Consider the following 20876-nt stretch of genomic DNA (forward strand, 5'->3'; position numbering starts at 1 on the left):
TCGGTTTCGTAGCGTTACTTATATGCGCATTAAGTTACATTAAAGGCGTGTCCTTTCAGGGTTTCGGCGGTAATGGTGAAAGGGCATAGCCGTAAAAAAGCACTTTTTGCTAGTATGAAGCCATCGCGGAGTCGACTCCGACAGATGACCTATTACTAAGCGCAATCAAGGAGCGTATTCGTGAAATTAGGGATTATTGGGCTTGGTCGCATGGGGGCCAACATCGCACGGCGCTTAATGGATGCCGGACACGAATGTGTGGTGTTCGATTCAAACGCCGACACTGTTGCAACGCTTGGTGATGACGGCGCCCAGACAACAGCCTCGCTCGACGAGCTGGTCGAGGCACTGCCGACCCCCCGGGCCATCTGGTTGATGCTGCCGGCCGGTGACGTGACCGAACAGACGGTTGAAACCCTGAAGGGTAAGCTTTCAAGCGATGACGTTCTAATCGATGGCGGTAATGCCAATTTCAAGGATGATGTCCGTCGTGCGGAGTCGCTCCAGGAAGCGGGTATCCATTATATCGACGTTGGCGTCTCCGGCGGTGTCTGGGGTCGTGAGCGTGGCTATTGCCTCATGATCGGTGGCGAGCAGAACGTCGTCGACCGTCTTGACCCGATTTTCGAAACGCTGGCGCCGGGTGTGGGTGACATCGACAAGACCCCGCGTCGCGAAACTCGCGACCCTCGTGTCGAGCAGGGGTACATGTACTGTGGACCCAACGGCTCGGGCCACTTCGTGAAGATGGTTCATAACGGCATCGAATACGGCATGATGCAGGCGTTCGCTGAAGGCTTTGACATTCTTAAAAGCCGCAACAAGGAAGAACTGCCCGACAACATGCGCTATGACCTCGAGCTTGCCGATATTGCCGAGCTCTGGCGTCGTGGCAGTGTCATCTCCTCGTGGCTTCTGGACCTGACTTCGATTGCGCTTGCCGAAGACAACGACCTCGAGCAATATACCGGTAAGGTCAACGATTCTGGCGAAGGCCGGTGGACCATCGAGGCGGCCATCGAGGAAGCGGTGCCGGCCAACGTGCTTTCGGCGGCGCTGTTTACGCGCTTCCGCTCTCGCTCGGACAATACCTATGGCGAAAAACTGCTGTCAGCAATGCGCAAGCAGTTTGGTGGCCACGTGGAAACACCGCCCGACGCGTCCTCCAAGTAACTTAACGGTAGGATTTGATGACAAACGACGTTGCCCAGTGCAGCGTCGTTTTTTTTAGTTTATGGATTAACGACACGATATGAATGACTCGACGTGGGACGTCGTTATTATCGGTGCTGGCGCGGCCGGGTTAATGTGCGCTTTGACGGCGGGCTATCGGGGGTGTTCGGTGCTGGTGCTTGACCATGCCAATAAGCCCGGCAAAAAGATTCTTATGTCCGGAGGTGGTCGCTGCAACTTCACGAATCTCAATTCAGCGCCGACTGATTTCTTTTCGCAAAACCCCCATTTTTGCATTTCAGCGCTCAAGCGCTATACGCCCGCGCACTTTGTCGAGTTGATCGAGCGTCATGGCGTTGAGTACGTCGAAAAGGCGGCAGGTCAACTATTTAGCGCCACGTCCAGCAAGGCCATTCTCGATGTGCTTTTAACAGAGTGCGATTGGGCTGGTGTCGAACTTCGCCTCAAGACCTCGGTCGAGAGTGTCAACTGGTGCGATGAAAACGCGTGCTACACCCTTGCGACGCCGAAAGAGCGCGTCGTGGCACGCTCTTTGGTCGTCGCAACAGGAGGGCTTTCGATTCCGTCGATGGGGGCAAGTGGGTTTGGCTATGAGCTTGCTCGTCAGTTCGGACTCGAGGTGTTGCCAACGACTGCGGCACTGGTACCGTTTACTTTCAGCGATCTTTGGAAAAGCCGATTTTCGGAGCTTGCTGGCATCACGGCAGATGTCGAGGTGGAATGTGGGGGTGTTCATTATCGTGAACCGCTGCTGATGACTCATCGCGGCTTATCCGGCCCGGTGATCTTGAAAGCATCGACCCATTGGCAGGCCGGTACACCGATTACGATTAACTGGTTGCCGGATACCGATGCTGTTGAGACCCTGAAGGAGCGTCGCATGAGTATGCCCAAGCGGCGTGTGTCGACATGGCTTAAAGAAAAGCTATCTCAGCGGTTGGGTGGGGCATTGGCTGAGTGGTTCGATTTGGAATGTACCTTTGCAGAGCTTTCCAACGCGCACTGTGAGCGGATCGGTGAGTCACTTAATGCAATGCGTCTTACGCCATCAGGTACGGAAGGGTGGCGAACGGCCGAGGTCACTCTGGGTGGGGTGAATACGGATGAGGTTTCGTCAAAAACCCTTGAAGCCAAGCTGCAGCCTGGTCTCTATTTTATCGGCGAGGTGCTCGATGTGACCGGCCAACTGGGCGGCCACAACTTTCAATGGGCATGGGCATCTGGTGTCGCGTGCGGTAATGCCTTGAAAAAATGATGTTTCAACGCTTGATCAGCCCCTTGCCACGATTATAGAGGGTATAGCCGAGCATGACTTTTCGCATGACGCCTGCAAGCCCTTTCTTGTTTTTCGGGCTTTGTTTGCGATTACGGCGTGCTTTCCATGCCGTGCCCAAGCTGATCATCGTTAGCGCGACGCCTTTGTAGCGGGCGACCTTGAGCCAGGCCCGATCAAAGGGCTGGCTCGCTTCACGCCACTGCTGGCTTGCGTGAACGATGTCCAGCCTATCCTGCATGATCTGATGCTGGAGAGCTTCGCGTTGGCGTTCGAGTTCAAGAAGTTTCACGGCGTTGCTCCAGGTGATAGCGATCTTCACCCAAGTTCTGCAGCGTCGATTTTAGAAAGCTCGGTCGTTTGGCGATAGCTTTGACGCGCCAGGCAAACAAAAGCCCAAGTACGATCAAGACCCCCGATGAAACGCCGATGGCCATGAGTCGATGACTTTCCCAGAAGGCCACGATGATCAACAGCATCAGCATACCGATACCGAAAGCGATCAAAAGCATCGCAATTCCGGAAAGCAGCAGCATGACGACTAAACGAGCGCGCTCTTCCTCGAGTTCGATCACTAGAAGACGCAGGCGAGTTTCGCCTGCCCCGATGAGGGAGCTCAGCGCATTGCGCGCCGAGCCGTACAAACGTTCCAGGGGACCGTTTTGTTCTGCCATCAGCGCCGCCCGAGCAACAGACCGACGACAACACCTACGCCCGCGGCGATACCGACGCTGGACCAGGGGTTTTCGTGAACGTAATGATCGGCGCAGTCGAATTTTTCCATCGCCTGCTCGCGTACCACTTCACCTTTCTGGCTCAGTCGCTCGCGGGCTTCGTTCAGACGAAGCTCGGCGCGTTCACGCAGTTTGGAGACATTTTCGCGGGAATCGTCCGCTGTGGCCTGCATCAGCTCTTCGACGGTCTGTGACAGCTGACGTAGATCGTCATAAAGCTGTTCCTTGCTGACTTCATTGGATTTCGGATCGTTTGGATCGATCGGTTGCATGGCCATGTAATGTCCTCCGTTGACGTAAGGTTGCCCATCAAGCATAGCACCGACTTCTCAGTGTTCAATGTATCCAGGCATCCCGGCCTGATATGCGTTGAAACTGACGCCTAATCCGATGCGCCGGCTGTAATGATCGTAATCGATCAGACTTTCACCATAGCCTTCATAGGCTTGTACGAACCCCCGAAGCTTCCCATAAAGCGGGAATGAATAGTCGACCTGGTTGCCGTACTTGCCCGTATTGGGGTTGCCCTTGGCAGTCCACGTGACTTCATAGCCGCTATTGGTATAGCCGATCATGGTTTCCGCGTGACCGATATAGTGTTCCAGGTCCGGGTTGTCGTCGTGCCCGTCATCCTCTGGAATGCGCCAGTGCGGTTCGACGCTCACCCACCAGTTGCCGCGTTGGAGCGTTGTGGAGAAATAAACCCGATTCCAGCTTCTTGAAAGCGGTGCGCTGCGGCCGTTGGACTGATGGGCAAAGCCCACGCGGTTCAGCGTGTTGGTCCAGCCAAATAGCGTCCAGTTGTTGTCGAAACTTGCAAAGACCTCGGGTTCGTAATTGGTCTCTCGAAATGGCGATGAAGCATCGTCGTTGTAGGCCTGCCACCAGGACTGTTGGGTGTAGCCGAAATAGAGATCGCCATTGTCCTCGAAGATGTTGTCGAGCACCTTGACCTTGAAGCTCAACTGGAACTTCGCCTCGGTGTTGTCAACCTCTTCACCGTCGCCGATGTTGCGGAAATACTTCTGATTGGGTCGGAAATTGTAGGTCAATGGCAGCAGGTAGTTGCGCTTGTAGACCGAGATTGCCAGCGGGTTGTCGTTGGCGCTTCGCTGAAATTCACTGCGAAGACGGGTCGTCTCGTCTGGTGTCGCAGGCGATGAGGCGTGAACCGGCAGCGGAGCATGGTCGGTTGCCTGGGGCAGACCGGCTGAAAAGGCGTTGAAGCTGACACCAAGTCCGACTCGGCGAGTGTAGTGATCGTAGTCGATCAGGCTTTCACCGTAGCCGTTGTAATAGGTTAGAAAGCCTCTGAGCTTGTCATAAAGCGGAAATGAGTAGTCGATCTGGTTGCCGTAATGGCCCTTGGACGGATTGCCCTTGAGCGACCAGGTCACTTCCTGGCCATTTTTTGCATAGCCAAGCATGACGTCGGCGTAACCGACGTAATTCTCGATATCGGGGTTATCGTCTTCATCGGCGCTTTCAGGCACGCGCCAGAACGGTTTGACGCTGAACCACCAGCTGCCACGCTGGAAAATGCTTTCAGCGTACAATCGGTTCCAGCTTCTGGATAAGGGGTCGCTGCGGCCGTTGGATTGGTGCACCGCGCCCACACGGTTCAGGGTGTTGGTCCAGCCAAACAGGGTCAGACTGTTTTCGAAATTGGCAAAGATTTCCGGCTCATAATTGGTTTCGCGAAAGGGTGAAGAGGCGTCATTGTTGTAGGCCTGCCACCACGAGCGCTGGGTATAACCGAAATAAAGATCGCCGTTATGGTAGAGCATGTTATCCAGCAGCTTGATCTTGAAGCTGAGCTGAAACTCGACCTCGTTTCGGTCGATGCCGGCATCGCTATTGATGTAGCGGAAGCTGTCGGCATTGGGGTGGGTGTTGTAGGTCCACGGCAATAGGTAGTTGCGACGATGAACCATGATGGCCAACGGGTTTTTTTCCGCGTCGCTTTCAAGCGCTCGACGAACCTCGACTTCTTGCTTGACCTGGCCTTCCGGCGTGTCGGCTGCCGGCTGGGCCCATGTGGCGCCCGAGGCTGCAAGAAGCCCCAGCGACGAAACAGCGGCGGATCGAATATAAGAGGCCATGACACCTACCCTGAATAACAAGCAGGGGCCCTGCGCCCCTTGAATGATATGAACGCGCGCAGTATATCCAGTCGCGTGTTCAAGCTCTATGTCCTTCTAAGCCTTCACCCTAGCTGTTAAGCCGGCGCTTGACGTTGCGCTCAAGCCGTGAACAGTGTGTGACGTGCATCGGGACACCACTTTTATGGAATCTCGGCGGCCAGTACTATAACGGCCTGTCTTTTCAGGTGAGTAGGGTGCTATGTCCTTGTGTCGTGCGATCATGATGATGACCGCCATGCTGGTGCTGATGGTGAGCGGTATGCATGTTCAGTCCACCGAGGCAGCGCAGGCGCTGCCCGAGCGCTCAACCGTCGAGCAGCAGCTTGAAAAGCTCACGGACAAGGCCTCGCCCACGGCCGACGAACGTGAGCGCATCGAGCAGCTTCAGGCCACGCGGGATGACCTGCTTGCCTTGTCCGATATTAAGGACCAGTTCAACCAGATCGAACGGCGCGTCACGACCGCGGCCGAACGTGAACAGCGCTATCGACGAGCGCTCGATAGCCTGGGAGCGAATGATGTTGATCGCGACGGACTCGCCAGCAGGTCGCTTGATGAGTTGGCGCAGAGCGCCGAAAAGGCCGTCGATGAACTCAAGTCGCACCAGAGCACGCTTGCCGATATCAATCGCGCGCTCATCAATGCCCAGACGCTGCCGGAACGGGCGCAGTCGACCATCAGTCAGGCGCAGGCCGAGCTTCAATCGATCGAGACCTCGCGGCAGGGCCGCTCGCGTGATGGCGAACAAGGCGCTGACGATCTAAAGCGTCAGGCGCTACAGGTCCGTCAGGCGCTGCTTGAGACCCGAATTCGCTACAACCGGTATCAGCTCGAACACAACACCCAGCTTCGAGACACGGCCCAGGCCCAGCGCGAGCTGCTTACCCGGCAGATCGAGCAGCTCAACAACCGACTTCTGGTGTTGCAGTCTCTGATCAATCAGAAGCGGCGGGACCAGTCCGAGCAGGCCATCGTCGATGCCACCCGCACCGAGGGTGATGCCCGAATGGACTCGCCGATCATCGACGCCGCCCGTGCCCGCAACCGTGAACTCAGCCAGCAGCTTCTGACCACCACGGACCGGGTCAACACCCTGATACGTGAAAGCATCGAGGCCAGCACCGAGCTTGACCGGGTGCGACAGGTCCAACGCACGCTCAACGAACAGATCGAAGCCGTGCGCGGCAGTTTGCTTCTGTCGAAACTGCTGCGTCAGCAGCGCAATACGCTCGATGATGTCGATATCGAGCGCGGCCTCAATGAGGAAATCGGGCAGGTCCGTTTGAAGCAGTTCGATCTGGCGCAGACGCGCGATCAACTCTCGAACCTCGACACCTATCTGGCCGAACAGCTTAAAAAAGCCGACGTCACCGATACGCCTGCCGAACTCAAGCAAAGCCTTCGAGAGCTCTATCAGGCGCGCCGGGATGTGGTCGACCAGCTCGACCGGGAATACGGCAACCTTCTGGGGCGTGCGATCGACCTGCAGCTCAGCCAGCAGCAGCTGATCGCGATTTCAAAATCGGTTCGCCAGACCATTCAGGAGCAACTGTTCTGGGCGGCTAATGGCCAGCCCTTGGGGCTTAACTGGCTGGCGGGGCTTCCAAGTGCCGTGTGGCAGGACGCCGTCGACCCGGAGTGGATGGACGCCGTGAAAAGCCTTTGGCAGCGCCCCTCGGCCAACGCCTGGTTCATGATTTTGCCGCTTGGACTTGCATTGACTCTTGCGTTCTTCAGGCGTCGGATCAAGGCGCGGCTTCTGGTGCTTCACAATGAGGTCGGCCGCCTCAAGCGCGATAGCCAGCTCCACACTCCGAAAGCCATCTCGATGAACTGGGTTCTGTCCTCGACCGGGCCGCTGCTTATGGGCTCGCTCGGCGGCGGGCTTTTCTATGGCGGGCAAGGGCTTGCCCAGTCGCTCGGCGAGGCGTTTCTGCGTCTGGCGCTTGCCTGGGGTGTGTTTGGGCTGATGCGAAGGCTCCTGGTTCGCGATGGCGTCGCCGAGCGTCACTTTCACTGGGCGCCCGGGTATGTGGCGCTGCTCCGGCGCTATCTTTTGTGGCTTGGTATCGCGCTGGTGCCGGTGATTCTGATCACAACGCTTGCCGAGCGGGCCGAGAGCCTGCTTGCCGAGCACCCGTTGGCGCTCATCGTGTTGATTGGCGGGTTTATCGGCATGAGCGTTTACATGGCCCGGGTGGTGCTGGCGCATACGCCCTACATGGGTGTGCGGCTCTTTCGATTGCTTTTGGGGCTCTCGCTTGCCTGCGTGCCGCTGGCGCTGACGGTGCTGGTGTGTCTTGGCTATGAATACACTGCCCTGAGACTCTGCGGACGCTTTATCAATACGCTCTATATCTTTGCGCTGTGGATCGTGGTGGAGGCAAGCGTGGTACGCGGGCTTGCCGTCGCGGCTCGGCGGCTTGCCTACCGTCGGGCGGTCGCTCGCCGGCGGGCACAGGTGCAAGAAGGTGCCGAGGGTGGCGGGCTCGAAATGATCGAGGAGCCGCCGCTTGATATGGAGCAGGTCAATCAGCAGTCACTGAGACTCTCTAAGCTGATTCTGGTGCTGTCGTTCAGCGCCATTCTCTACGCCATCTGGGCTGATCTTCTGACGGTGCTGTCGTATCTGAATACGGTCACGGTCTGGACGATTCACCCAACCGATGCCGCCACCGGTACACCTACCGATATTTCGGTCGCGGATGTTCTGATCGCGTTGGCGACGGTCGGGCTGACGTCGGTCATGGCGCGTAACCTCCCAGGGCTTTTGGAGGTCATGGTGCTGTCACGACTGTCACTGAAGCCCGGTACCGCGTACGCGGCGACCTCGCTGTTATCGTATGTGATCGTGGCGGGGGGCTTCGTTTATGCCCTCGGCTCGCTCGGAGTTTCCTGGAGTAAGCTCCAGTGGCTGGTGGCCGCGCTCGGGGTCGGGCTCGGTTTCGGGCTGCAGGAGATCTTTGCCAACTTCATTTCGGGGTTGATCATCCTGTTCGAACGTCCGATCCGCATCGGCGATACGATCACACTTGGTGAGCTTCACGGCGTGGTCAGCCGGATTCGCATCCGCGCGACTACGGTCACGGATTTCGACCGCAAGGAAATCATCATTCCGAACAAGACGTTCGTGACTGACCGGCTGATCAACTGGTCGTTGTCGGACAACATCACCCGGGTGGTACTGAAATTCGGTGTGTCGCACGGGGCCGATCTCGATCAGGTGCATCGGCTATTGATGACTGCCTGTACTGATAACCCTCGTGTATTGAAAGATCCGGAGCCGCTGGTGTTCTGCATGGCCTACGGTGCCAACGCCTTCGATTTCGAGGTGCGGGTGCACGTGAGTGATCTGGGCGATCGGCTGCCGGTGACCGACGAACTCAACCGCACCGTGGACCGCACCTTCCGCGAGGCCGGCATTCGGATCGCATTCCAGAAGATGGATGTCTGGCTTCATAGCCGGGATGGCCAGGCACGCTGCGTCGATTCCAAAGGCGCCGACGACGGCGCGCCGGCATCAACGTGATGGAGGCCCGCCCGCTCGATGCGCTCAGAGGCGCCGGGCGTACAGCAGAAATTCCCGATTGCCGTCGCCGCCGGTGATTGGGCTGTCGATCCAAAGCTCGGGAGACAGGCCATGGGTTTGACAGCATGTTAGAACGCGGGCGCGCACGTCGTCGTAGGCCGCGTGAGTGCGCACCAGCCCCTTGGTATTGATGGCCTCGGGGGAGAGTTCGAACTGCGGCTTGACCAGCGACAGCAGCGGCGTGCCCGGGCGCATCAGCGCTGCGAGGGCCGGCAGAATCAGCGTCTGGGAAATAAAAGAGACATCCATCACCACCGCATCCGGCCCGTTCGGAGCGTACGCTGATAGCGTCTCCTGGGTCAGCGTGCGCGCGTTGATGCCTTCAAGGCAGGTCACGCGCGGGTCCGATTTGAGCGGCTCGACCAGTTGATCGTGGCCGACCTCGACGCCAATGACGCTGGCGGCGCCATGATGCAGGGCGCAGTCGGTAAAACCACCGGTCGACTGTCCCACGTCGAGCACCACCAACCCCTTAAGTGAAACGCCGCTTTGCGCCAGCAATGCGTCGAGCTTGAGCCCGGCGCGCGAGACGAAGCGCTCCTCCGGGTCTGTCTCGATGTAAAAGACGGTGGTGTCTGCCAGCTTTTCGCTGACTTTGGTCACGGCTACCCAGGCGCCCTGGTGCTCGATGAACACCCGATGATTGCGAATCAGGCGCTGCGCTCGGGTTCGTGAACGCGCAAGCCCCTGAACGACCAGCAACTGATCGGCTCGAATCAGACCCATCGATACACCCTCATCGACACATTTCCCTTGATCGAAAAACGGCCAAGCATGCCGTGTTCGAGCGCTGTTGTCACGGCGGGGGCGGGCCGTTTGGCGCAACAGGAGTCGAGGGGGCGGCATTGAACGCGCTGCGCCACCGGCTGACCACGCTTTCGCGCTTCATCGGGTCAATCAGTGTCATAAGTCCTGGGCTCAGGCGGATAGGACGAAGGTGTGGGTGGGTGCGAAGCAGCCGCTCAGCGGTGCCGGCCTGATCGAGCGCGGGATGCAGGGCCCCGATCAACCCATCGGCTGCGATGCGCGCCTGGGCCGGCCGGGACGTGACGTAGCGTAGAAACGTCCGGGCCACGTCTGGAGACGGGGCGTTACGGGGAATGAATGCGAGCCGCTTGACCACCAGGGCATAGTCGCGGGGGATTACGACCTGAAGTCTTGGGTCCTGCCGTGCGGCCAGATAGGCATAGGAGCCGATCAGGTTGTAGCCGAGCACGAAGCGGCCCTCGCTCAAGCCATCGAGCATGGCTTGCGTCGAGGCGGTGCGGTGAGCATGCACCTGGCCGAGCGCCTTGACCAGCGACCAGTAGCGCGGCGATTGGCGCGCATCCTGCACTGCGAAGGTAAAGCCGGTGTCGCTGATGGCCGGGTCATAGGTGACGACCTTGCCGTCAAGCGTTTTGGCGTGTGCGTTCAGATAGTCGAGTAGGCTCTGGTGGCTCACCGGATGTGTGCCCTTGGGAAGAAGATCAGCGCGCAGGACCATTACGATCGGCTCGAAGCTGAGTGCGACCAGTTCGTTGCGCCAGCGGGCATCCTTTGGCCAATTAGGGTCGATCGCGTCACCAAGTGACTGAGCGTGGCCGTTGTTGGCAAGCAGGTATTGGGCGGCCATGGCCGAGGAAAGTACCAGATCGGCGCTTTGTGGACGCTCAGGGTCGGCTAGGTAGGTCGTAAACAGCGCCTCGGTCGTGCGGTTGCGGTAGTGAACCGCCACGTGGGGGTGTGTGCTTTGAAAGGCCTTGAGTACCGGCTCGATGAGCCTTGGGTCGATGGCGCCATCGATCACGAGCCGCTGCTGCGGCGTGCTCGGCGCGTTCAGCACGATGTCCGAGGCGTAGGCGCGTGGGCCGATCAAGCTGCACGCCAGTAGAAACAGTGCGCCGGCGCGCCAAAAACGGCTAGTCAGTCTCATGAGCGACCTCATTGAGCGCGAACGTGAGCGTGACGCGAAGGCCCTGGTGCTGTTCGGGGCGGTCGAAGTCGAGGGTGGCCTTGTGAGCGCGTGCGATGCCGCTGACGATCGCAAGCCCCAGGCCGCTTCCCGGATAGGCGCTGGTGCCGCGCTGAAAGGGTCGCGTTAGGTCATCGCTCAGGCTGTGGTCAATGCCTGGGCCGTTATCCTCGACCCAAAGCCTTGGCGGCTCGTCGAGCGTGCCGACGGTAATGTGGGTGGCGCCTACGTGAAGGGCGTTATCGAGCAGGTTGGCCAGGGCCTCAGCCAGAGCCCACTCGCTGCCGACAATGCGTGGTGACGGTGAGCACAGGGCGAGCCCAAGGTCGATACGCCGAACTTCAGGGCGTGCGAACGCGCCCGAGACCGCGGTCTGGGCGCAGGCATTCAGCGCGAGCGTGGTCGCATCCTCAAGGGCCTCGGGATGGTTGAGTCGGGTGTAGGAGAGAAGCTGGCTGGCAAGTCGCGCGGCCTGGCGGCTACTGTCGTGAAGGCGTTCGAGCGCCTCGCGCCATTTGGCCGGGTCGGTTTCTCGAAGGGCAAGCTCTGCGTGCGCGCTCAACCCTGACAGTGGCGTTCGCAGTTGATGAGAGGCGTCGCCGATGAAGCGCTGTTGTTCGGCGTGCATCGCGCGAAGGCGCGCGAGCAGCTCATTGAGAGCGCCGGTCAGCTCCTTGAGTTCTCGCGTCGGCGGGGGTGTCAATGCCGCCAGATCCTTGCTCGACCGGCGCCTGAGTGCGTAACGGAGTTGTCTGAGCGGGTGAAGGGCACGCCGAACGATGACCACTATGGAGACCGATGCCAGAACCAAAAGCCCCAGAATACGAAGGGCCGAGCCCTGGAAAAGCTCCTGGGTCAAGGCGCGCCTCGCCTCCAGAGTGTGTGCAACCCGCAGCTCGAACCGCGGCGGGGTGGTCCAGCCACTGGGAATGACGGTGCGCTGGCCGAGCCGAATGGTCATGCCGTTCCAGGCGATCGTGTCGGCCTTGAAGGCGTCATCCGAGTGATTTGGCGGGGCAGGCAGGTGGGCGTTGCCGCTAACGAGGGTGCCTTCCGGGCCGATCAACGAATAGAAAACGCGCTCTTCATCGCTTGGTGCCAGGGTGTCGAGCGCGGACGCCGGCACATCGAACCAGAGTCGGTCCGTTTGCCAGCGAAGCTGTTCGGCCATGGCGCGGGTCGCGGCATCGAGCAGGCGATCGAGGTTTTCATTGGCGGTGCGCTCGGCGCTTTCATAAGCCGTGGCCAGTAGGGCAATGCCCCCGATCAATAGCGGGATCAGCAGCCCAAGCGTGACGCGCTGAAACAGACTTGGCGCAGGGATCATGGCGTATCCAGCAAATAGCCGAACCCGCGTACGGTCTTCAAAAGAAGCGCATCACCGGGCAGGCGCTTTCGAAGCCTGTGCAGGTACACATCGAGGGCGCCGTCCTTGAGCGTTTCGTCGTCGCCAAAGGCCTCGCGTATAAGCGTGGCCCGGTCGATGACGCTGCCATGGTGACGCATCAGGCAGGCAAGAAGCCGCTGTTCGCGCGGAGGAAGATTCAGCGGCGCCTCATCGAGGGTGAAGGTATGGCTGGCGGTGTCGAGTCGAAGCGGGCCAAGCGTGATATGTGGGGCAAGGGCGCCTCGACGGCGCAGCAGCGCCCGTACCCGTGCGTCGAACTCATCGATGGCGAACGGCTTGGTCATGTAGTCGTCGGCGCCCAGGTCGAGCCCGCGCACTCGGTCGGTGACTTCGGCGCGAGCGGTCAGGATCAGCACGGGCGTGTGGGCGTCCAGCGCTCTGAACCGTTCGAGAATCTCGAGACCGCTGGCGCCAGGCAGATTGAGGTCGAGCACGAGCAATTCCCACCGGGCAGCGGCCGCGTCTTCGATACACGCCAGGGCGGCGTTGCCATCGGCGAGATGCTCGACCTCACGGCCTTCGCCGGTCAGAAGGGTCGTCAGCGTCTGTGCAAGCAGTGCATCGTCTTCGATCAACAGCAACGCCATGGGGCCATCCTTTATTGCTTTTTTGAACCATGTATCTTTTTTCACGCCCGGCATGAAGGTCGTTATGATGGCGCATCCTGTCCTCGACTGCATCCCACCTTGGTTTGGGCTTGAGCTCGGGGTCGTGCGCTGATATAGTGCCGCCCGCAGTCGACGCAGCAGAGAATCTGAGAAAGACAACGCGTCGAGTTATGGTGGCCCCTTTTGGTCCTCCCGCAACGTGAAATCGCGAACCCCGCCAGGCCCGGAAGGGAGCAACGGTAGTGATGGAGTCGTGTGCCGGGATGTGGCTGATCGGGGCCGCCTCCATTTCTGCCCCTGCCTTTTGCCGTATTGGCCGATCCCGCTTTGTTCTCGGGGTCTCACCCGATAGAATACGTCGTCATCGACGGCGCTGAACCGGCGTCTTATTTCCATGCGTCCTTGACTGGCGTTTCGCGACTACAACGAGTGTGACATGAGCTATCAGGTACTGGCCCGCAAGTGGCGGCCGCGCACCTTTCATGAACTGGTCGGCCAGGACCACGTCTCGCGCGCGCTGATCAATGCGCTTGATCAGGGGCGACTTCATCACGCGTATCTGTTCACCGGCACCCGCGGTGTCGGCAAGACCACGCTTGCCCGAATCCTCGCCAAATGCCTCAACTGCGAGCAGGGCGTGTCCTCCTCACCGTGCGGCCAGTGCCCGACCTGCCGTGACATCGACGAGGGCCGTTTCGTCGATCTGATCGAGGTCGATGCGGCCTCGCGCACCAAGGTCGAAGACACTCGCGAGCTTCTGGACAACGTTCAGTACGCGCCGACGCAAGGGCGTTACAAGGTGTACCTGGTGGATGAGGTGCACATGCTCTCCACCCACAGTTTCAATGCCCTGCTCAAGACGCTCGAGGAGCCGCCGCCCCACGTCAAGTTCCTGCTGGCCACTACCGACCCGCAGAAACTGCCGGTTACGGTGCTGTCGCGCTGCCTGCAGTTCGCGCTCAAGCACATGCCGCCAGAGAAGGTCGTCTCGCACCTGACCCACGTTCTGACCCAGGAAGAGGTCGACTTCGATGAGCGTGCGCTGTGGCTTCTAGGGCGGGCGGCCAATGGCTCGATGCGCGACGCGCTGTCGCTGACCGACCAGGCCGTGGCGTTCGGTCAGGGCGCTGTGCGCGGCGATGATGTGGCCTCCATGCTCGGAACGCTTGATCATCATCACGTCATGGCGCTGTCTGAATCGCTTGCATCGATGGACGCCCGCGCGCTTTTGGCAACGGTTGCCGAGCTTGCCGAACAGGGCCCGGATTTCAGCGGCGTGCTCGACGAGCTGGTGGGCCTGTTTCACCGGTTGGCCATCGCTCAGATGGTGCCGGACGCGCTCGATAACGCGCACGGTGACCGAGACGCCGTCAAGGCGCTTGCTCGCCGTTTCACCGCCGAAGACGTACAGCTCTATTATCAAATGGCCCTTCAAGGGCGCGCCGACATGGCCCAGGCGCCGGACCCGCGCGCCGCGCTTGAGATGACGCTCTTGCGCATGCTGGCATTTCGTCCGCAGGGCGTGCCGAAGCCGCCGGAAACGCCGCTGCCGATCACGCCATCGTCGGCCCCGGAGGTCGATGCGCCTCAGGCGGGGCCTGCGACTCTCGAGCCTGCCCCGGCGGCCAATGAATCCGCCGATGACGTCGCCTCACCCCAGCCGGCGCCGCCAGCCGAGCCCGAGCCCGAGCCGCCAGTCCGGCAATCGAGCGAGCCTTACCCCGAGCGGCCAATGGCTACGGAGACGACGCCAGCGCCGCCAGAGGCGTTTTCGAATGAGCAGGCCTATTCCGCGCAGGACGCACCGCCGCCCTGGAGTGACGAGGCGCTGGCGGCCTACGCAGATTTTGAGGCGCCGGCCTCGACGCAGACGCAGGAGGCGCCTCGCCGCGAGCATCCAGACGCGCCTCCTCCGGCCGAGCCCGAACGCCAGAGCGTGCCGGCACACGAACACACGGCAGAGGCGCCTGATGCGGCTACGCCCCTCGCGCCTACATCAGACGACGCCTCGATGGCTTGCGATGAGAGTCGCACAACGCCTGATGGCGCCGAGGTCGCCTGCGGGGCCATGACCCACGCGCAGTGGCTGGCGCTGTTCCCCCGGCTCGAGCTTCGAGGCCTTACAGCGAGCCTGATGGCGCACTGCGCGCTCAAGCGCGATGACGGTACACGACTGGTACTGGCGCTCGAGCCGTCGCAAAGCGCGATGCTTTCAGACGTTCATCAGGGCCGGCTCGAACAGGCGCTCGAGGCCATCGGTTGGCCGCGGCAGACGCAGTTCGAGGTTGAGTCGGTGCCGGAGCACATCGAGACCCCCAAGCGTCAGCGTGACCGATTGATGGCAGAACGTCAGGCTCGTGCAGTTGATGCGTTGACGCATGATCCCCATATTCAATCATTGACGCAGGCATTCGATGCCCATCTGATCGAGACCAGTGTGGTTTCGTTCGAACCCGATGTTTGAGCACGCGCGTGCTCACAAGTGACGAGGATAGAGACATGTTTAAGAACGGCATGGGCGGTCTGATGAAGCAGGCCCAGGAAATGCAGGAAAAAATGCAGCAGGCCCAGGAAGAAGTGGCCAAGCTTGAAGTGCATGGCGAATCCGGTGCCGGCATGGTCAAGGTCACCATGAATGGGCGTCACGACGTGACCAAGATCGATCTCGATCCCTCCGTCATGAGCGAAGAGAAGGAGTTTCTCGAAGACCTGCTGGCCGCCGCCGTCAACGACGCGGTTCGCAAGGTTGAGGCGACCTCCAAGGAGCGCATGTCCGAAGTGACCGAGGGCATGAACCTTCCCCCCGGCTTCAAGATGCCGTTCTAATGGCGTTCTCGCCCCTTGTCGATCAACTGCTCGACGCGCTGCGCGTTCTGCCGGGCGTCGGGCCGAAGACCGCACAGCGCATGGCGATGCAGGTGCTCGAGCGTGACCGGGAAGGCGGCGCTCAGCTTGCCCGCATCCTTGCGCGCGCCGTCGAGGAAGTCGGTTACTGCGCACGTTGTCGCACACTGACCGAGCAGACGCTTTGCGAGCTGTGTGAAAGCCCCCGCCGAGACGATCAGCTTCTGTGTATCGTCGAATCGCCCGCCGATATGCTGGCGATCGAAGAGGCGGGTGGATACCGGGGCCGCTATTTCGTGCTCCATGGCCATCTTTCCCCACTCGATGGCATCGGTCCTGATGATCTGGGTCTTGATGATCTCGACACCTTGATCAAGGACGCTGCCATCGATGAAGTGATTCTTGCCACCAACCCGACCGTCGAGGGTGAGGCCACGGCCCACTATCTGGCGCAGCAGCTCAAGCCGCGTGGCATTCGTCTGTCTCGGCTTGCCTATGGCGTACCGATGGGCGGTGAACTCGAATACGTTGACGGTGGCACCTTGAGCCGCGCATTCATGGGACGACAGCCTTTCAATGAGTAATAACCTCCCCGCCGTACCGAACGGCATCTGGATCGATGCGCCCGAGGCGCTCGATGAGGCCTGTCGTGTCCTGAGCGATCTGGACGTACTGGCACTCGATACCGAATTTCTGCGTGAAACCACGTTTCACCCAAAGCCTGCGCTCCTGCAGCTGGGTAATGCCTCCCAGGTGTATCTGATCGACATGATCGCACTGGATGCACCGACCGAGGCTCTGAAGGAACTGCTAGGCCCGACCGGCCCCCTCAAGCTCCTGCACGCCTGTGCAGAAGATCTGGAGGTGCTGCGCAACTGGCTGGGCTTGGTGCCGCAGCCGATCGCGGACACTCAGCTTGCCGAGGCGTTTGTCGCCGGTGAGCCGGCGCTGAGCTATCAGCGACTGGTCGAGCGGTACCTGGATATCCATGTGCCAAAGGAGGCCACCCGGTCGGATTGGACACTGCGGCCGTTGTCTCAGGTGCAGTGCGCCTATGCAAGCGCCGATGTGGCCTATCTGTCGCCGATCTGGATGGTGCAGCGAAAGGCGCTCGACGACCGCGGTTTGCTTGAGTGGTTCGAGCAGGAGTGCCAGCGCCAGATCGATAAGGCCACGCGGGAGGAGGGCGACGAAGATCGTCATCTGCGTCACCGTCAGATCTGGCGGCTGAACTCGCGGCAGTTCGAGGCGTACCGCCTGCTGTGTCAGTGGCGTGAAACCGAGGTTCGCGCCCGGGACGTGCCAAGAAAGCGTCTGGCCACGGATGCGCTGTTGTTTGAGCTGGCAACGCACTTGCCGAAAAACCGCTTCGAACTGGCCTCCATTGAGGGCATGCACCCGCCGGTGGTCAAGAAGGAAGGCGACGCGCTGCTTGCAATGCTCAAGGACGTAGCCGCCTTGAGTGAGTCTGAGCTGCCAACACCGCCGCCATCACCGCTTGGCGCCGAATTCAAGCAGGTGTTCAAGTCGCTCAAGCAGCTCGTGAATCAGAAGGCCGAGGCTCATGGCCTGCCTTCGGAGCTTGTTGCCAACCGACGCGATCTGGAGACCTGGACCGCGGCGGTCATGTCGGGTGCGCCGATCGTGTTCGCGACCGAATGGCGCCGGGCCCTTCTGGCCACCTCCATTCTCGATATTGCCGCCGCGTTTGAACGGAGCACCTCATGAACGAGCCCTTCTTGTGCGATGTGTATAAAAGCCCCCGCCGGGATGAGATGTATCTCTACGTTCGCCGAGGCGATGATCTAAAGGAGCTTCCCGAGGCGCTGGCCGAGCATTTCGGGACGCCGGTGTTCGTGATGCCGCTTCTGATGACGCGGACCAAGACGCTTGCGCGCACCACAGGCGCCAAGGTACTCGACGCGATCATGAGTCAGGGGTTTTATCTTCAGATGCCGCCGGCCAAGGAACCCGGGATGCTTGATCTGTACCGGACACCGACCGAAGGGCGCTATTGAGAATGAGGCCGCGTTTCTGGGAGCGTTTTGCGCTCGAGGAACTCTCCGATGAGGAGTGGGAAGCCCTGTGTGACGGGTGTGGCCAGTGCTGCCTGCTCAAGCTCGAGGACGACGAGGACGTGGCCGTGCTCGATGTGGCCTGCCACCTGCTTGATGATGCGACCTGCCAGTGCAGCGACTATTCGAATCGGTTCGAGCGAGTGCCGGGCTGCACGCAGCTGACGCGCGATCGCATCGAGCAGTTCAAGTGGTTGCCGAAAAGCTGCGCCTATCGGCGGCTCTCTGAAGGGCGTCGATTGGCTGGCTGGCATCCGTTGATCAGCGGCAACCGCGAGCGCATGCATAAAAAGGGCATCAGCGTTCGCGGCCGTGTGGTGTCGGAGACGGCGGTCAACGAGCAGGACTACGAAGAGCACATCATCGAAATCCTGCCCAAGACGCCAGCCAGCCTTTAACCGCTTAGCCGGCCGATGCCTCTGTCTCTCCGTGGCGGGCAGTCAGGCCCATGGCCCAAAGCAGAAACGCATCCTGCTGTGCTCCATCTCTCCAGGCGCTGAAGCGTCCCGATGCGCCGCCATGACCGGCGCTCATGTCGGTTTTCAGAAGTACCGGGCCACGTCGGTTTTCCATCGCATCGAGCCGGGCGTAAAGCTTGGCCGGCTCCCAATAGGGCACGCGGGCATCGAACCAGCTGCCCTGCAGGAAAACCGGTGGGTAGGGAAGATCCGATAGATTATCCAGCGGCGAGTACGCCTCGATGCGCTCGCGAACGCCGGGCTCTTCCGGGTTGCCCCACTCGGTGTATTCAGCGGTGGTCAGCGGGAGCGCGGGATTTTCCATCGTTCGAAGAACATCAACGAAGGGCACATCCAGCACGGCGGCGCAAAAGGCGTCCGGCTCGAGATTGAGGCTTGCCCCGACCAATAGCCCTCCGGCGCTGGCGCCATAGGCGGCGATGCGGGCCGGGTCGCTGATGCCGTGCTCGACCAGCGCGTGTCGCGCGGCCAGAAAATCGTGGAAGCTGTTTTGCTTGTGCTCGAGCTTTCCGGCCAGATACCACGGCTCACCGCGATCACCGCCCCCGCGCACGTGTGCGACCGCAAAGACGACGCCACGCTCGAGCAGTTCGAGCCGGGCGACCGAAAACCAGGGGTCGAGCACTTCACCATAGGCGCCGTAGCCGTAGAGCAGGGTCGGCATCGGCGCCTGGCCGCGCTGGGATTTACACATCACAACGGATACCGGAATACGTTCGCCGTCATGGCCGTCGGCCCAGATGCGCTCGCAGTGCAGGTCGTCGCTGGTAAGCGAGCCGTGAATGCGCTGCTGCTTGAGCAGTGTCCGAGCGTTACTGTCGAGCTCGAGCGACACCCAGCGCGGCGGAATGACGAACGACTCTTCGCGAAGCCTTAGGGTGCGCGTGTCGAAATGGGGCGCGTCGCCAAGGCTTTGATGACAGAGCGGCTCGGGCGCGGCCAACAGCGTATCGCGGGTTGGGGTGTGGTCGTCTGCAAGTTCGAGTACGCGAAGTCGCTGCAAGGCTTCGTCGTGATCACGCTCGGTCAGCACCATGCCCCACTCGAAACAATCCACGCCCTCAAGGGTGACTTCCAGGCGGTGATCGATCCAGGGCGCCCATTGATCAGGTGCGTGCTCGGGTGCGCGCTTTAATTGAAAGTGCGGGCCGTCTTCGTTGGTCAGAATGTAGAACTGACCCGGGCGATGATCGATGCCGTACTCGATGCCATCGCGGCGGGCCATGACGCAGCGAGGCGCAGTGTGTGGCGCGTGTGCGGGGATCACATGGCATTCCGAGGTGCTTTTCGACGCGGTTTCGATCACAAGCCAGGCTTTTGATCGCGTCTTGCCGAAGCCGACCCAGAATTCGGGGTCAACTTCCTCGAACACCTGCACGGTCTCACCGGTGTCGCGGTCGATGGCGTGAACGACGGCCGGGCGCTGGGTGTCATCGAACGTGCTGTAAAAAAGCGTGCGATCGTCTTCGGCCCACATCACATCCGGCCCGATGTCGGTCGCGAGCACCCGCTCCTGGCCGCTTTGCGTATCCCGCACATGGAGGTCGTAGAATTCGTTGCCCTGGGTATCCAGTGTCCAGGCCAGAAAGCGCTCGGACGGTGATACGGCAAGATCGCCCAGTTCAATGAACGGGTTGTCCCGTGCCATTGCCGGCAGGTCGAGCAGGCAGGTTTTGGCGTTGGCGTCGCCGATGGGGTGGCGCCACCAGGTCGGGTAGTCGGCGTCGGCCGCGGTCTCACTCCAGTACACATGGTGATCAAGCGGTGAGGGAATACCGCTTACCGCGAGCTCTCGGCGTGCAAGATGGCCCTGATACAGGCGCTCCACGGTGTGCTCAAGCGGGGTGAACCAGGCATCGGTGCGCTGATTGGCGCTATCGAGAAAGGTGCGTACCTGCGCGTCGTCGCGATCTTCCAGCCAGTGCCAGCTGGGATCATCGGCGCGAAAAAAGTGCGTAAGGTCGGAACGAGTCGCGGACTGTGCTTTCATAAAAGGTCGTGTAACATGCATCGTGTAGGGCAATTAAGGCGACCATAGCACAGAGTTGTCGGGCCTTGCGCGTCACACTGCTCATACGCGAGTGCCAGAATTTGGCGCTCAACGCGTTTTTCGTTTGCATCGAGGTTGGTTGTGCTCATTTCAGACTCTCTTCCCCTGTTGTGGCTGACGTACGTCGGTCTCTCTCTTGTTATTCTCGTGACGGGCTATTTCGCGATCGGGTTCCTGTCGCGTCTGCCGCGATGGGTCACGGTCGGCCTGGTGGCCGGTGTCTTGCTGATGCCGATGACGTTTTCCGTACCGGGGCCTGAAGACAAGCTCGGCTATTCCGGTTGGGCGCCAGCCCTGGTGGTGTTTGCAGTGGGTGTCCTGCAGGGCGATGGTGGCGATGTGGCCGGCAGCGCCATGATGCTGATTATCGGCATGGTGATCGGTGTGGTGCTGGCCTGGCTCTTGGCGGCCCGGTGTCGCCGTGAGGACGACGACCACGACGATGACCGCGCCGCTCGGCCCGCCAAAAAACGTGCGACCGAGCGCGAAGAACCCACGCTTCGCTAGTGCGGCCGCTGAACGAC

The 20876-nt window shown here is 60.5% G+C and carries 19 protein-coding genes and 1 other RNA gene; 11 read left to right on the forward strand and 9 right to left on the reverse strand.

All coding sequences use genetic code 11. The features are described from left to right. Positions 1-180 precede the first annotated feature (180 nt). Together gnd and NAT23_RS14075 are read left to right on the forward strand one after the other, a co-directional pair. Positions 181-1173 (forward strand): phosphogluconate dehydrogenase (NAD(+)-dependent, decarboxylating), encoded by a 993-nt coding sequence (gene gnd / locus NAT23_RS14070; protein ID WP_251929292.1) that lies wholly within the window; start codon positions 181-183, stop codon positions 1171-1173. A gap of 79 nt (positions 1174-1252) precedes the next feature. Beyond that, the gene (locus NAT23_RS14075) at positions 1253-2449 is read left to right on the forward strand and encodes a BaiN/RdsA family NAD(P)/FAD-dependent oxidoreductase (protein WP_251929293.1); all 1197 of its coding nucleotides are present in this window, start codon (positions 1253-1255) and stop codon (positions 2447-2449) included. A gap of 4 nt (positions 2450-2453) precedes the next feature. On the opposite strand, the gene NAT23_RS14080 is transcribed toward NAT23_RS14075, so the two are convergent. The 4 genes from NAT23_RS14080 to NAT23_RS14095 are packed head-to-tail and all read right to left on the reverse strand — an operon-like array spanning position 2454 to position 5303. Continuing rightward, positions 2454-2759, reverse strand: coding sequence for a YqjK family protein (locus NAT23_RS14080; protein WP_251929294.1), 306 nt, complete (start codon positions 2757-2759; stop codon positions 2454-2456). Next, positions 2746-3141 (reverse strand): phage holin family protein, encoded by a 396-nt coding sequence (locus NAT23_RS14085; RefSeq protein ID WP_251593647.1) that lies wholly within the window; start codon positions 3139-3141, stop codon positions 2746-2748. The genes NAT23_RS14080 and NAT23_RS14085 overlap by 14 nt, the downstream gene beginning before the upstream one ends. After that, the gene (locus NAT23_RS14090) at positions 3141-3479 is read right to left on the reverse strand and encodes an ElaB/YgaM/YqjD family protein (protein WP_251593645.1); all 339 of its coding nucleotides are present in this window, start codon (positions 3477-3479) and stop codon (positions 3141-3143) included. The genes NAT23_RS14085 and NAT23_RS14090 overlap by 1 nt, the downstream gene beginning before the upstream one ends. A 51-nt stretch (positions 3480-3530) precedes the next feature. Further along, positions 3531-5303 (reverse strand): phospholipase A, encoded by a 1773-nt coding sequence (locus NAT23_RS14095; RefSeq protein WP_251929295.1) that lies wholly within the window; start codon positions 5301-5303, stop codon positions 3531-3533. Between the two features lie 241 nt (positions 5304-5544). Between NAT23_RS14095 and mscK the strand changes: the two genes are divergently transcribed. Further along, positions 5545-8874 (forward strand): mechanosensitive channel MscK, encoded by a 3330-nt coding sequence (gene mscK / locus NAT23_RS14100; protein ID WP_251929296.1) that lies wholly within the window; start codon positions 5545-5547, stop codon positions 8872-8874. Positions 8875-8898: 24 nt separating this feature from the next. On the opposite strand, the gene NAT23_RS14105 is transcribed toward mscK, so the two are convergent. The 4 genes from NAT23_RS14105 to NAT23_RS14120 form a co-directional block, all read right to left on the reverse strand. Further along, positions 8899-9660 (reverse strand): TlyA family RNA methyltransferase, encoded by a 762-nt coding sequence (locus tag NAT23_RS14105; protein WP_350028342.1) that lies wholly within the window; start codon positions 9658-9660, stop codon positions 8899-8901. A 70-nt stretch (positions 9661-9730) separates the two neighbouring features. Continuing rightward, positions 9731-10849, reverse strand: a complete 1119-nt coding sequence (locus tag NAT23_RS14110; protein WP_251929297.1) for an ABC transporter substrate-binding protein — start codon at positions 10847-10849, stop codon at positions 9731-9733. Further along, complete coding sequence (locus NAT23_RS14115) at positions 10836-12215, reverse strand: sensor histidine kinase (protein WP_251929298.1); 1380 nt, start codon at positions 12213-12215, stop codon at positions 10836-10838. The genes NAT23_RS14110 and NAT23_RS14115 overlap by 14 nt, the downstream gene beginning before the upstream one ends. Beyond that, positions 12212-12883 (reverse strand): response regulator transcription factor, encoded by a 672-nt coding sequence (locus NAT23_RS14120; RefSeq protein WP_251929299.1) that lies wholly within the window; start codon positions 12881-12883, stop codon positions 12212-12214. Before NAT23_RS14120 ends, NAT23_RS14115 begins: the two co-directional genes overlap by 4 nt. 202 nt (positions 12884-13085) lie before the next feature. Here NAT23_RS14120 and ffs point away from each other — a divergent pair. The 7 genes from ffs to NAT23_RS14155 all read left to right on the forward strand — a co-directional run bounded on the left by ffs (position 13086) and on the right by NAT23_RS14155 (position 18221). Beyond that, positions 13086-13182: signal recognition particle sRNA small type (gene ffs, locus NAT23_RS14125), an RNA gene on the forward strand. A gap of 158 nt (positions 13183-13340) precedes the next feature. After that, positions 13341-15368 (forward strand): DNA polymerase III subunit gamma/tau, encoded by a 2028-nt coding sequence (gene dnaX / locus NAT23_RS14130; RefSeq protein ID WP_251929300.1) that lies wholly within the window; start codon positions 13341-13343, stop codon positions 15366-15368. Positions 15369-15403: 35 nt separating this feature from the next. Then, positions 15404-15730 (forward strand): YbaB/EbfC family nucleoid-associated protein, encoded by a 327-nt coding sequence (locus NAT23_RS14135; protein WP_251593636.1) that lies wholly within the window; start codon positions 15404-15406, stop codon positions 15728-15730. Further along, entirely contained in the window at positions 15730-16332 is a 603-nt protein-coding gene (recR, locus tag NAT23_RS14140; protein WP_251929301.1) for a recombination mediator RecR, read from the forward strand. Before NAT23_RS14135 ends, recR begins: the two co-directional genes overlap by 1 nt. After that, the gene (gene rnd, locus NAT23_RS14145; protein WP_251929302.1) at positions 16325-17476 is read left to right on the forward strand and encodes a ribonuclease D; all 1152 of its coding nucleotides are present in this window, start codon (positions 16325-16327) and stop codon (positions 17474-17476) included. Before recR ends, rnd begins: the two co-directional genes overlap by 8 nt. Further along, on the forward strand, positions 17473-17766 hold the full coding sequence (locus NAT23_RS14150) for a YcgL domain-containing protein (RefSeq protein WP_251593623.1): 294 nt from the start codon (positions 17473-17475) through the stop codon (positions 17764-17766). The genes rnd and NAT23_RS14150 overlap by 4 nt, the downstream gene beginning before the upstream one ends. 2 nt (positions 17767-17768) lie before the next feature. Next, a complete protein-coding gene (locus NAT23_RS14155) occupies positions 17769-18221 on the forward strand; it encodes a YcgN family cysteine cluster protein (protein WP_251593621.1) in 453 nt (150 codons plus the stop codon). 4 nt (positions 18222-18225) lie between these two features. Here the strand turns inward: NAT23_RS14155 and NAT23_RS14160 are convergent, their stop codons facing one another. After that, a complete protein-coding gene (locus NAT23_RS14160; protein ID WP_251929303.1) occupies positions 18226-20292 on the reverse strand; it encodes a S9 family peptidase in 2067 nt (688 codons plus the stop codon). A 141-nt stretch (positions 20293-20433) separates the two neighbouring features. Here NAT23_RS14160 and NAT23_RS14165 point away from each other — a divergent pair, with 141 nt between their 5' ends. After that, positions 20434-20859, forward strand: a complete 426-nt coding sequence (locus NAT23_RS14165) for a hypothetical protein (protein WP_251929304.1) — start codon at positions 20434-20436, stop codon at positions 20857-20859. The last annotated feature ends 17 nt before the right edge of the window (positions 20860-20876 follow it).

It is taken from the genome of Larsenimonas salina (genome assembly GCF_023736155.1).
Lineage (GTDB): Bacteria > Pseudomonadota > Gammaproteobacteria > Pseudomonadales > Halomonadaceae > Larsenimonas > Larsenimonas salina.